This is a genomic window from Streptomyces mutabilis, assembly GCF_014649815.1.
Taxonomy (GTDB): domain Bacteria; phylum Actinomycetota; class Actinomycetes; order Streptomycetales; family Streptomycetaceae; genus Streptomyces; species Streptomyces mutabilis.
In genome coordinates this window covers 375101-386777 of sequence record NZ_BMTT01000003.1, presented here as the reverse complement: position 1 = coordinate 386777, position 11677 = coordinate 375101, and the positions used below count along the sequence as shown (strand labels likewise).

General features: G+C 72.5%; 11 protein-coding genes and 1 pseudogene. 8 read left to right on the top strand and 4 right to left on the bottom strand.

From position 1 onward, the window contains the following. Positions 1-54 precede the first annotated feature (54 nt). Positions 55-1932: pseudogene (gene otr(A) / locus IE142_RS10015) on the bottom strand (tetracycline resistance ribosomal protection protein Otr(A)). A 191-nt stretch (positions 1933-2123) separates the two neighbouring features. Between otr(A) and IE142_RS10010 the strand changes: the two are divergent. Then, positions 2124-3077: a ribose-phosphate diphosphokinase gene (locus tag IE142_RS10010; protein WP_191885353.1), complete on the top strand. Its 954-nt coding sequence runs from the start codon at positions 2124-2126 to the stop codon at positions 3075-3077. Here IE142_RS10010 and IE142_RS10005 read toward each other — a convergent pair. Together IE142_RS10005 and IE142_RS10000 are read right to left on the bottom strand one after the other, a co-directional pair. After that, positions 3043-3429: an anti-sigma factor antagonist gene (locus IE142_RS10005; protein WP_191885352.1), complete on the bottom strand. Its 387-nt coding sequence runs from the start codon at positions 3427-3429 to the stop codon at positions 3043-3045. The two genes, IE142_RS10010 and IE142_RS10005, sit on opposite strands and share 35 nt — an antisense overlap. 177 nt (positions 3430-3606) lie before the next feature. Then, the gene (locus tag IE142_RS10000; protein ID WP_191885351.1) at positions 3607-4548 is read right to left on the bottom strand and encodes an NADP-dependent oxidoreductase; all 942 of its coding nucleotides are present in this window, start codon (positions 4546-4548) and stop codon (positions 3607-3609) included. 490 nt (positions 4549-5038) lie between these two features. On the opposite strand from IE142_RS10000, the gene IE142_RS09995 reads away from it, so the two are divergent. The 5 genes from IE142_RS09995 to IE142_RS09975 are packed head-to-tail and all read left to right on the top strand — an operon-like array spanning position 5039 to position 9443. Further along, positions 5039-6823, top strand: a complete 1785-nt coding sequence (locus IE142_RS09995; RefSeq protein ID WP_191885350.1) for an ATP-binding protein — start codon at positions 5039-5041, stop codon at positions 6821-6823. A gap of 5 nt (positions 6824-6828) precedes the next feature. Continuing rightward, complete coding sequence (locus IE142_RS09990) at positions 6829-7239, top strand: roadblock/LC7 domain-containing protein (RefSeq protein WP_019327713.1); 411 nt, start codon at positions 6829-6831, stop codon at positions 7237-7239. Further along, positions 7236-7607: a DUF742 domain-containing protein gene (locus tag IE142_RS09985; protein ID WP_043384375.1), complete on the top strand. Its 372-nt coding sequence runs from the start codon at positions 7236-7238 to the stop codon at positions 7605-7607. The genes IE142_RS09990 and IE142_RS09985 overlap by 4 nt, the downstream gene beginning before the upstream one ends. Continuing rightward, positions 7588-8199 (top strand): GTP-binding protein, encoded by a 612-nt coding sequence (locus IE142_RS09980; RefSeq protein ID WP_191885349.1) that lies wholly within the window; start codon positions 7588-7590, stop codon positions 8197-8199. The genes IE142_RS09985 and IE142_RS09980 overlap by 20 nt, the downstream gene beginning before the upstream one ends. Further along, the gene (locus IE142_RS09975) at positions 8196-9443 is read left to right on the top strand and encodes a cytochrome P450 (RefSeq protein ID WP_043384369.1); all 1248 of its coding nucleotides are present in this window, start codon (positions 8196-8198) and stop codon (positions 9441-9443) included. Before IE142_RS09980 ends, IE142_RS09975 begins: the two co-directional genes overlap by 4 nt. Positions 9444-9515: 72 nt before the next feature. On the opposite strand, the gene IE142_RS09970 is transcribed toward IE142_RS09975, so the two are convergent. Further along, positions 9516-10547, bottom strand: coding sequence for a 7-epi-alpha-eudesmol synthase (locus IE142_RS09970; protein WP_191885348.1), 1032 nt, complete (start codon positions 10545-10547; stop codon positions 9516-9518). Between the two features lie 212 nt (positions 10548-10759). Between IE142_RS09970 and IE142_RS09965 the strand changes: the two genes are divergently transcribed. Continuing rightward, on the top strand, positions 10760-11116 hold the full coding sequence (locus IE142_RS09965; protein ID WP_306432534.1) for a hypothetical protein: 357 nt from the start codon (positions 10760-10762) through the stop codon (positions 11114-11116). A 133-nt stretch (positions 11117-11249) separates the two neighbouring features. Beyond that, positions 11250-11645, top strand: a complete 396-nt coding sequence (locus IE142_RS09960; RefSeq protein ID WP_191885347.1) for a VOC family protein — start codon at positions 11250-11252, stop codon at positions 11643-11645. Positions 11646-11677: the final 32 nt, after the last annotated feature.

The following is an 11677-nucleotide window of genomic DNA, read 5'->3' as shown; positions in this document are numbered from 1 at the left end:
GGGAGGTTGGAGCCGGGCGAGGGGAATCGGGGGCGCGGGGGCGCGTTCGGCCGTTCAGTGGGACGGCTTCAGTGGCCGGTCCGCCGCCGGACGGGACGACCAGACCGCCTCCCCGCGGGTCAGCCCCGGCAGGCGCAGCTCGGCCTCCCGCACCCGCCGGGCCGGTGGCTCACCGGTGATCAGCCAGCCAGGGGCGCCGCCCGTCGTGCCGCTGAAGTCGGCGCCCAGCGCCGCCAGCTGGGCCGTCACCGGACCCAGCGCGTCCGCCGGGACCTCCGCCTCGAAGGAGTGGTACGGCCCGTAGAGCCGGGTCCCCGCCCGCCGCAGTGCCCGGCGCAGCACGATCGGGGTCAGTCCGCGGAAGTCGGCGGCCGTGCTGACCGGCGAGCTGAAACCGGAACGGGTCAGCGTGACCCGGTAGTCGGTGACCGCGGCGCCGTCCAGGCCGGTCAGCAGGGTGGCGTACACGGTCTCCTCGACCGCCTGGTGGAATGCCCGGGGAAGCGCCACCAGCTCCGTCTCGTAGGTGAACACGCCACCCGAGCCGCGCGGCCCCGGCGCCACGCGCAGCCCGATCGTCGCCCAGTACCGGGTGCGGTCGAGCCACGGCTTCTCCTCCACCGCCTCGCCGACCCCGGCCGGACGTTCCAGGAACCGCACGCGGCCCGGCGCGAACTCCGCCTCGATGCCGAAGTCCTCGGCCAGCGTCGCCGCGAGCACCTCCATCTGGACCTCGCCGTACAGGAGCAGGGCGGTGGCGCCGGACGCCTCCGGGCGGGCGTGCAGCAGCGGGTCCTGGTCGTCCAGCGTGAGCAGGGCGGAGCGCAGTGGGGCCGCCTGCTCGGGGCGCCGGGCCAAGACCAGTGTCTGCAGCGTCGGTGGGGCGAACTGCGGTGCGCGGTCGGTCAGGTCGCCGAGCCGGTCGCCGACGCGCGGACCGCCGGGGACGCCGAGGGCCGCGATGTTCCCGGCTGTGAGTATGCCCGCCCCGCCGACCACGTCCAGGCGCGTCACCCGGCCGGGGAGCTCGGTGGTCCGGCCGTCGGCCTCGCGACGCAGGAAACGTCAGTCGCTGACGCGGGCGCACCTCACCGTCGTACAGCCGCAGGTACGCCGTCCGCTCGCCGCCGGGTCCGGGGCGCACGGCGAACACCGTGCCCCGGGGAGTCGCGGCGCCGTCCGTCGGGGGCGGGGCGACCGGGACCAGCCGGCCCAGGTCCTCGACCAGCTCGGCGACGCCCTGACCGCCGAGCGCGGAGCCGTGGTACAGCGGGTGGAACGATCCGTCGGCGGTGCGGGCGGCGAGCGCGGCGGTCAGGTCCCCGGCGGTCGGCGCGGGACCGTCCACCAGTGATGTCGGGGTCTACCTCGGCGAGCGCCTCGGCGGTCCGCTCGTCCGGCGGACGGCGGGTGACCCGGGCGCGCGCGGTGCCGGCGCCCGTGACCTGGGTGAGCGGCGCGACGTGCGGGGTCAGCAGGCGCCGGATGTCGCCGAGCAGGTCGCCGGTGCGTGCGCCGGCCCGGTCGATCTCGTTGACGAAGACCAGCGTGGGCAGCCGCAGTCGCCTGAGGGTGCGCATCAGCAGCCGGGTGCGCGCCTGTACGCCCTCCACGGCGGACAGCAGCACCGCGCCGTCGAGGACCCCCAGGGCACGTTCGACCTCGGTGACGAAGTCGGAGTGCCCAGGCGTGTCGATCAGGTTGACCTGGGTGTCGCCGACGGTGAAGGCGGCGACGGCGGAGCGGACGCTGATGCCGCGGCGGCGCTCGATCGCGCCGTCGTCCGTACGGGTGTCGCCGGCATCGACGCTCCCGAGCCGGTCGACGGCGCCGTGGTCGAACAGCAGCCGTTCCGGTCTTACCGGCGTCGACATGGGCCAGGATGCCGATGTTCAGGGTGTGCGGGGTGTGCGAGTCGCGCGGGATCTGCATGCGGGGTGGAGTCCTCGAGAACCATGGGCCGGAAGGGGCACTGGGGGTTTCCGAGGAGTCGGCGCATGCGAGGGATCCTGACCTGAGGGAACACGGACGGCGCCATCATGACGCCGTACCCCGGGTTCGCCGCAACCGGATTTCCGTGAGCTGAGGCTCCCGACCGGACACGATCACGCGAGGAGCGGTCCGTGCGAGACATCGCCGTGTTCAGCGGTAGTGCCCACCCCGAGCTGTCCCAGGAGGTCTGCGCGCAGCTGGGCGTGCCGCTCAGCCCCACCCGGGTCAGCCGGTTCGCCAACGACTGCCTGCAGGTGCAGCTGCGGGCCAACTGCCGCGAGCGGGACGTCTTCCTGCTCCAGCCCCTGGTCAAGCCGGTCCAGGAGCACCTGGTGGAGCTGCTGCTGATGTGCGACGCGGCCCGCGGGGCGTCGGCCGGCCGCATCACCGTCGTCATGCCGCACTACTCCTACGCCCGCTCCGACAAGAAGGACGCGCCGCGCATCTCGCTCGGCGGGCGTCTGGTGGCGGACCTGCTGGTGGCGGCGGGCGCGAGCCGGGTCCTCGCCGTGACCCTGCACGCGCCGCAGGTGCACGGCTTCTTCTCGGTCCCGGTCGACCACCTGCACGCGCTGCGGGAGCTGGCCACGCACTTCAGGCAGTACGACCTCTCCCGTACGACGGTCGTCTCGCCGGACCTGGGCAACGCCAAGGAGGCCGCCGCGTTCGCCCGGATGCTCGGTGCACAGGTCGCGGCCGGCGCCAAGCAGCGGTTCGCCGACGACCGGGTGAGCATCAGCGCCGTGATCGGGGACGTCGCCGGCCGGGACGTCATCGTGCTCGACGACGAGATCGCGAAGGGCAGCACGGTGCTGGAGCTGCTCGACCGGCTGCGGGAGGCGGGTCCGCGCACGATCCGCCTGGCCTGCACGCACGGACTGTTCGCGGACGGCGCGCTGGGGCGGCTCAGCGAGCAGCCGGACGTGCTGGAGATCGTGTGCACCAACACCGTCCCGGTGCCGGTGGACGACCACACGGAGAAGCTGCGGATCCTGTCCATCGCCCCGGCGCTGGCCGAGGCCGTGCGCCGCATCCACAACGGGGAGTCGGTCAGTGCCCTGTTCGACGCCCCGTCTGCCGGCTGACGCCGAACACCTCGTCCAGGGTCGGCCGCGGCGGCAGCACCTCCGCCAGGCCGGTGATCCGCAGCATGCGCAGGGTCAGCGGGTGGGCGCACACCAGGTGCACCTCCCCGCCCCCGTCGAGTACCCGGTGCCGGGCCCGGTACAGGAGCCGCAACCCGGAGCAGTCGAAGAACTCGATGCCGCCCAGGTCCAGCACCACCAGGGCGCCGGGGCGGCCCGTCTCCCGGTCCAGGTGCGGGACGATCTCCGCGGCGGACGCGATGTCGATCTCTCCCAGGAACTCCAGCACGGTGTGTCCCCGGTCGTGGAGCACACGCAGGTGCCGGGTGGGCGACGCGGGTTCCTGCCGCACGACGACCTCGCCTCCAGCCTTCCGGGTATCAACCGTCTGTTCCGCTCGGGAAGTTACCCCGATCGAGCGAGTTTGAGCATGTTCGATTGACATATGTCATCGAAATCTCACACCGGGGCGACCGGTCGACCGGTTACCTCCCGGCTCGTCCGGTCGTGCGGTCGCCCCGCGCGCAGATCAATCCACGACGAGCACGAGCTTGCCCGTGGTGCGGCCCGTCTCACCCAGCGCGTGCGCCTGGGCCGCGTCGGCGAGCGGGAACGTCCGCTCCACCGCCGCCCGCAGCTTCCCGGACTCCACCAGGCCGGCGATCTCCCACATGTCGGCCCGGTCGGCGTCGACCAGCATCCGCACCGCGCGCACGCCGAGCCGCTCGGCCTCCTCGTAGAACTCGTCCGAACCGACCGGCAGGATCGACACCACCACTCCGCCCGGGCGCAGCACGCGCAGCGAACGCAGCGACGTGTCACCGCCGATCGTGTCCAGGACCACGTCGACGTCCTTCACGGCCTCGGCGAAGTCGGTCTCCCGGTAGTCCAGCGGCTCGTCCACGCCGAGGGAGCGCAGGAACTCGTGCTTGCCGGCGCTGGCGGTGCCGATCACATGGGCGCCGCGGGCCTTGGCGATCTGCACGGCCACGTGGCCCACGCCCCCGGCCGCCGCGTGGACCAGCACCCGCTGTCCCGGCCGGACGTCGGCGCGCTCCACCAGCGCCTGCCACGCCGTCAGCGAGACCAGCGGGAGGGCGCCGGCCTGGACGTGGTCGATCCCGGCCGGCTTGTGCGTGAAGGTGCGCGCGGGGGCGGCGACGTACTCCGCGTGCGACCCGTGGCCGAACGGATAGGACAGCATGCCGAAGACCTCGTCGCCCGGCCGGAAGGCGGCGACCCCGATCCCGACCGCCTCCACCACGCCCGAGACGTCCCATCCCAGGACGAACGGAGGCTCGCCGAGGAAGCCGCCGTTCGCCCGGTGCTTCCAGTCGGTCGGGTTGACGCCGGCGGCCCGCACCCGCACCAGCACCTCGTTCGGGCGCGGCTCGGGGCGGTCCTGGCGCACCTCCTTCAGGACCTCGGGGCCGCCGAGGGCGTCCTGGCTGATGGCGCGCATGGTGTTCATCAAGAACCTCGCAGATCGAGAGTGGTTCCAACGGCACGGTCTGCAACCTCCGACGCGATCGTGTCATTCCGCGGAGCGTCGGGCATCCGGAGGGAAGGGGCCTTGCCCGTTCGTCGGGGCGAGGGGCCATGCCCGGTCATCGGGCGAGCGGCCTCATCCGGTCGTCGCCATCCGCACACTCCGGCCGCGTCCACGCCCGTGCCCGCCGCCCCGGGCTCTCGTCCGCCAACCGGTCGCCCGCCCTGCTTCTGTCGCCCAACTTGCCTGTGGGGCATAGGATTTGTTGGCCTGACGACCCCTGGCGGAGCGTGACGGAATCCTCACTTCCACCGGACCTGGAATTTGATCTTTTCGGCTACACAACCGATAAGCTCCCGATCGGCGCTGTGAGTTGACGCGATCGCGACGGGTCGGCTCACGGTGCGTACTCATGAGTGCGGTCCCCTTGCACACCCCCCCCGTGTTCGATCGTTTTGTTCGAAGGATGCAGATGGAACTCGCCACTCCGCCACCGGCGGCGCGGGCCCCTGTCGCCTGGTACAGCTGGTGGCTGATGCCGCTGGGCCTGGGAGGCGGGACGGTAGCCGCCACGTTCATGAGCTCGGAGCGAATAACCGCGGCCGTCGCCGGTGTGGCGGCGACGGCGGCCGGCACCCTGTGCGTACGCCTGCTCCTGCGCACCCGGGCGCAGCTGCGCCGGGCCGAGGACGCGCACCGCGCGGCGCAGGCCGAGCACTCCCAGCAGTGGCAGCAGCACGTGGCCGGCCTCGAGCGGAAGTCCTCCGCCGAGCGTGCCGCCCTGGAAGCGCAGCTCACCGAGCAGGCGCAGACGTACGAGGCACAGTTGGCGGAGCACTCCCGGACCGCCGAGGGCCGGCTGGCCGAGCAGGTCACCGCTTACGAGGCCCGCCTCGCCGAGCAGACCGAGGCTTGGCAGGAGCGGCTGGACCACCAGCTCTCCGCGGTGGCCCGGCTCGCCGACGAGCAACTGCCCGAGGCGATGCGCAGGCTGCGGGCCGGCGACGCCATCGACGACATCCTGCCCACCGTCGAGCAGTGCGCGAAGGTCGGCGCCGACCTCCAGGCCGAGCTGCGCAAGGTCCTCAGGGCCGCGCTGATCGGTGTGGAGGCGGAGTTCGACCGGTCCACCTCCGCCGAGCAGGCGGTCATCGGCGTGGGCAACCGCATCCACGTCCTGACCAGCAAACTCCGTGGCCGCCTGCACGAGATGCAGGGCGAGCACGGGCGCCTGCCGGCCGTCGCCCGGGGGCTGATGGAACTCGACCAGGCCATCGGTCCCGCGGACTGCCTCGCCGCCAGCATCGGCGTGCTCGGCGGCTCCGACCGGCCCGGGCGGCAGTGGCAGGAGCCGCAGCGCCTGCTGAGCGTGATGCGCGGCGGCATCGGCCGGATCAAGGACTTCCACCGCGTCCAGCTGCATCATCTGCCCGAGCTCGGGGTCGACGGCGGTCTGGTGGACCACCTCACGCTGATCTTCGCGCACCTGCTGGACAACGCCGCGCGCTACTCGCCGCCCACCGAGCCGGTGGTCGTCTCCGGCAAGGAGGTGCCCAACGGCGTCGGCATCGAGATCCAGGACTCCGGAAAGGGCCTGAGCGAGGAGAAGAAGCGCGAGGCCGAACACGCCCTCGCGGGCACCTCGCCCGGCCCGGGGCTCGGCGGCATCTCGGAGGACGCCAACATCGGCCTCCGCGTCGTCGGTGCCCTCGCCCGGCGCTACGGCATCCGGGTCACCTTCGCCGACTCGCCGTGGCTGGGTACGTCTGTCGTTGTCGTTGTACCCCACAAGTACTTCAGCCCGCTGCCGGCGGCCGCCACCGCCGCACCTCAGGCTCCGCAGGCCACCGACGTCACCGGCGAGGCCTGGCCGGCCGCCCCCGCAGCTCCCGCCGCCGCGGCCCCGGCTCCCGGACCGGTCGGCGCCCCGGCCCCGACCGGAGGCGACACCGTGGAAACCACCCCGGGCGGCCTGCCCCGGCGCCGGAGCAGGCGCGGCGAGCCGACCCACGCCGAGGCGCACCCGCCTGTGCCCTCATCGGCTCCGGGCTCCGTCACGTACGACGCCCGGCCCGGCCCATACGAGCGGTCCGCCGTTCCGCCGGACGCGTCCTTCGCCGGCCTGGCGGCCTTCGCCACCGCCGGGCGCGACGCCGGCCCGGCGACCGAGGCCGCACCGCCGACCGGGGCCGCCGAGGCCCGTGACACGACCGCCGGTGGCGCGTCCACCGAGTACCGCACTGAAGAGAGCGACTAGTCCCCATGACGCACCAGGGAACCGACGTGAGCTGGGCGCTCCGCGACCTTGTGGAGAGCATCCAGGAGATCCGCTTCGCGCTTGTGGCCTCCAGCGACGGCAAGGCCATCACCTCCTACGGCGCCGAAGACCCCGACGACGTGGACCGTTTCGCCGCCGTGGTGGCCGGACTGCAGGCACTGGCCCAGCCGGTCGCCGAGCAGTTCCCGCAGCACGCGGGTCAACTACGCCTCGCGATGATCGAAGTGGACGGCGGGCACCTCTTCGTGGTCCGGGCGGGCCTGGAGACGTACCTCGGCGTCCTCGCGCGCGAAGGCCTCGACCAGGGCCTGCTCGGCCATCAGATGCGCGACCTGGCCCGCCGGATGGGTGAGCTCCTCGGCACCACTCCGCGCCAGGAGGAGCACTCTGGATGAGTGCTCCCCGCCGACCGACCGATCCGTCCGGCCTCGAGCGCTACTACGTCCTCACCGGCGGGCGCAGCGGGCCGGGCGGTTCGGCGTCGACCCTCGACGTGGCGACCCTCGTCGTCTCCCGGGCCGCCCCCTTACCGGGCATGCAGCACGAGCACGAGGAAATTCTCCGGCGCTGCCGCGAACCGCTGTCGGTGGCCGAGCTCGGCGCCCACCTCCACCTGCCGTTCAACATTCTCGCGGTGCTGCTGTCCGACCTGCTCCAGGCGGGCCGCGTCGAAGCCCGTGATCCCATCCCGGCGCACGACGCCGGCCGCGGGCCCGACCTCGCGCTCCTTGAGGAGGTACTCAGTGGACTTGAAAGGCTTTGACCGACCGGGGTCACCGACGCCGGGGGAGGGGGACACCCGCTCGGTGAAGGTGATGATCGCCGGCGGCTTCGGCACGGGCAAGACCACCATGGTCCGCTCCGTCAGCGACATCAAGCCGCTGACCACCGAGGAGACCCTCACCCAGGCCAGCGCCGACGTCGACCACCTCATCGGCGTCGCCGACAAGACGCAGACCACCGTCAGCCTGGACTTCGGCAAGATCAGCCTCAACGACACGCTGATGCTGTACCTGTTCGGCACCCCGGGCCAGGAGCGGTTCTGGTTCCTGTGGAACGGCCTGTTCAAGGGAGCGCTCGGGGCGGTCGTCCTGGTCGACACGCGGCGGCTGGCCTCCAGCTTCCGGGCGATCGAGGAGATGGAGCGGCAGAAGGTCCCCTTCGTCATCGCCCTCAACGTCTTCCCCGACTCCCGGGACTACCCGGTCGAGGAGATCCGCGACGCCCTCGACATCCCTCCGCACACCCCCGTCGTGACCTTCGACGCCCGCGACCGCACCGCCAGCCGCGACGTGCTCGTCACCCTGATACGGCACCTGAAGGACCGCTCGTCCGCAGCCCTGGAGCCCCGATGACCGACGACCAGACCCCGCCCGGCGCCACCGGCGGCGGCTGCCCCGTCGCCCACGGGGAGGGCGTCACCCGGCTCTACGGCCCCGACGCGGCGACCGACCCGCACCGGATATACGCCCGTCTGCGCAGGGAGCACGGCTCCGTCGCACCGGTGCTGCTGGAGGGCGACGTCCCCGCCTGGCTGGTGCTCGGCTACCGGGAGAACCGGCGGGTGCTGGACAACCCCCTCCAGTTCAGCCGGGACTCACGGATCTGGCGGGACTTCCGGGACGGCCGCATCGAGGCGGCGTCCCCGCTGATGCAGATGGTGGGCTGGCGCCCCGACTGCGTCTCCCAGGACGGCGAACCGCACCGCAGGCTGCGCACCGCCGTCACGGACAACCTGTACGCCGTCGCCGGCCGGGGCATCCGCCGCCATGCCACGCACTTCGCCAACAAGCAGATCGACGCGTTCGCCGACGCGGGCCGCGCCGACCTGGTGGCCGACTTCTCCGAGTATCTGCCGATGCTGGTCCTGACCCGCGTCTTCGGACTCGCCGAGCGGGAGGGGCGCAGCCTCGCCGAGTCCAGCAACCAGGTGATCAAGGGCGGCGCGGACGCCCTCACGCACAACGAGCACATCGTGGGCATCCTCGGTGAACTCGCCGAGCGCAAGCGCGCGGAACCCGGGTCCGACTTCACCTCCGGCCTGATCGAGCACCACGCCGGCCTGGACGAGGACGAGATCGTCAACCACTTGCGCCTCGTGCTGATCACCGCCCACACCACGACCAGCAACCTGCTGGCGCGGGTGCTCCAGCTCGTCCTCAGCGACACCACCTGGCTGTCCGGCCTGGTGAGCGGGCAGTTGAACATGTCCTCGGTCGTGGAGGAGGTGATGTGGAACTCCCCGCCGCTCGCCGTGCTGCCCGGCCGGTTCGCCACCGCCGACCTGGAACTCGGCGGCTGCCCGGTCAAGGAGGGCGACCTGCTGATACTGGGCCTCGCCGCGGGCAACCACGACCCCGAGATCCGCCCCGACTCCGCCGTCTCGGTCCAGGGCAACGCCTCGCACCTCGCCTTCAGCGCGGGCCCCCACGAATGTCCGGGGCAGAACATCGGCCAGGCCATCATCGAGACGGCCGTCGACGTCCTGCTGCACCGTCTGCCCGGGCTGCGCCTGGCCGTGCCGCCGGCCGAACTCACCTCCACCGCCTCCACCTGGGAGTCACGGCTGGACAGCCTGCCGGTCGAGTTCGCCGTCTGACCGTGCCACCGTGCGGCGGCCGTGGGACGCCGCCGCCCGGCCGGATCCCTCCGGCCGGGCGGCGCGCCCGCCTCACACCGTCAGCAGGTCGTCCACCGAGCCCCGCCCGGCCAGTTCGGCCGTGGCCACCGGGCCCTCCTTGGCCGCCGCATACCGGCCGGTGGTCAGTGCCCACTCGTAGTTGCCGTTGATCCAGTGCTGGATGGCCTCCACGCCCATCACCACCCGGGCCCGCTCCCGAGCGTCCAGACCCAGTTCGTCGCACATCCCGGGCACCCGGGCCTCCAGGGCCACGTACTCGTCGAGGCAGGCGGTCGTCATGCGGTACGCCTCGTCGGCCGCCTCCTGCCAGGAGCAGCCCCGTTCCCGGTGCAGGACGGCGATGAGGTTGTGGCCGTCCCCGCGGCGCCGCTCGCGCTCGAAGGAGTGGATGTCGTTCATGAAGCCGATGGTGTCCGCGGCCAGGTCCCGCAGCCGTTCCATCAGGGGATGCGCCATCGCCGCGGCCGGCACCTCGAAGCCGCGGCTGCGCTCGCCCGCGTCGATGCTGTGGTGGATGCCGACCGTACGGCGCCGGAAGGCGGTGTAGTCGGCGAGGCCGAGCGTCCCGGCCCGTCCGCCGGCCGCCAGGTCGACCTCCTCGCAGTGCGCCACCAGGAACCGGCCCCAGGAGGCGGCGAACCGGGATTTCCACGTCAGGGACATGCCATCCGAGAGGTGGTCCCAGACTTCCGCCCAGGCCAGGGTGATGGGGCACTCCACGCGTGGCGCGGTACCCGCCGGGCGAAGTGGTGTGGCGATGAGCTCACGCGCCACCTCCGCTATGCGCTCCGCTCGGTCCGGACGGCCGGCGTCGAACTGGTCGTCGAAGAGGAAGGCCAAGGAGAACCAGTTCATCAGGACGACCATGTCGTCCGCCGACGCGTACGGGTACGTCCGGGCCGCTGCCCCGGCGAGGTCCCAGGACTCGTACTCCTCGAAACCGGCCCGGCTGCGCACCAGCCCCCGCTCGCGCACCCAGCGCAGATGAAGGTCGCGGGCAGGGGCCAGGTGCGGGCTGACCGGGGTGTCGAAGGGGAGGTCGAACCGGACGTCCTGAGGCATGTGCTTCCTTTCGGGAGACGGAACGCAGAGTCCCCCCGCCCTGCGAGCGGACGGCCACCGGGTCGCCCGCACACTCGAACTGGACTTCCCGGTCCGAAAGTTGAACCGAGAAGCGATACGAGGCTGCCCCGACCCGGAATGATCTACACGACGCCCCGTCGTGATCTTCGTTACTGCCGGGACGCCCCGCCACGACCGGGGACCAGTCGATCGTGACGTCGCATCAGGAGGCCCCGCAGATGACCCCGCCGCCGGCCCGCAGCGCCGGTCAGCGCCGGCACGACACCCTGCACCGTCTGGAGCACGACGTGGACGCCTGGGTGGCCACGGCCGACGGCGCCTCGGGCAGGCCGTACCTGGTCCCCCTGTCCTTCCTCTGGAACGGCTCCTGCCTGCTGTTCTCCACTCCCGCCGCCAGCCCCACCCGGCCCGGTGCCGACCCGCGCCCGTCCGCTCGCGGCGAGGTTGCGGCCGGCCGCCAAGACCGGCTTCGACCCGAGGACGCTCGCCACGCCGTACCTGTACTTGCGCGTCCGCCCTCAACGCGTCCAGGCCTGGCCCGAGGGTGACGAGTTGGAGGGACGCGACGTGATGCGCGAGGGCCGGTGGCGGCCGGCCGACTGATCCGGCCGGACCGGGATATCCGCAAGGTACGGGACGCGAGGCACGAACGCCTCGCGCCCGCAATCCTCCGGAGGAGACATGGCACTGGTCAACGCGGGCGTCGTGGTGCTCGACTGCGCCGAGCCCGAGAAGCTCGCCGAGTTCTACAAGGGGCTGCTGGGCGCGCAAGAGAGCGAGGCGACCGCGAACCGGATCGAGATACAAGGGCCGGGCGATTTCCGCATGGCGTTCCGCCGGGACGTCAACGCCACCCCGCCGAGCTGGCCCCGCCCCGAGAACTCCCTCCAGGTCCACCTGGACTTCGTGGTCGCCGACCTGGACGAGGCGGAGCGTGTGATCGTGGGGCTCGGTGGGCGCCCCGTGGAGGCGAAGGACCCGGCGGGCCCGCACGAGGAACGCGGCTTCTCGGATCCGGCGGGCCACTCCTTCACCCTGCGCGGCACTCTCGCGCCGACGGCGCCCAAGCAGGGGTAGAACCTGCCGGGCGCCGACGGAAAGGGTCTGCC

Excerpts from the sequence above, each read along its gene's own strand:
- IE142_RS10000 (WP_191885351.1), bottom strand. The coding sequence starts at position 4,548 with ATGAACACCATGCGCGCCATCAGCCAGGACGCCCTCGGCGGCCCCGAG.
- IE142_RS09995 (WP_191885350.1), top strand. The coding sequence starts at position 5,039 with ATGGAACTCGCCACTCCGCCACCGGCGGCGCGGGCCCCTGTCGCCTGG.
- IE142_RS09990 (WP_019327713.1), top strand. The coding sequence starts at position 6,829 with ATGACGCACCAGGGAACCGACGTGAGCTGGGCGCTCCGCGACCTTGTG.
- IE142_RS09985 (WP_043384375.1), top strand. The coding sequence starts at position 7,236 with ATGAGTGCTCCCCGCCGACCGACCGATCCGTCCGGCCTCGAGCGCTAC.
- IE142_RS09975 (WP_043384369.1), top strand. The coding sequence starts at position 8,196 with ATGACCGACGACCAGACCCCGCCCGGCGCCACCGGCGGCGGCTGCCCC.
- IE142_RS09970 (WP_191885348.1), bottom strand. The coding sequence starts at position 10,547 with ATGCCTCAGGACGTCCGGTTCGACCTCCCCTTCGACACCCCGGTCAGC.
- IE142_RS09960 (WP_191885347.1), top strand. The coding sequence starts at position 11,250 with ATGGCACTGGTCAACGCGGGCGTCGTGGTGCTCGACTGCGCCGAGCCC.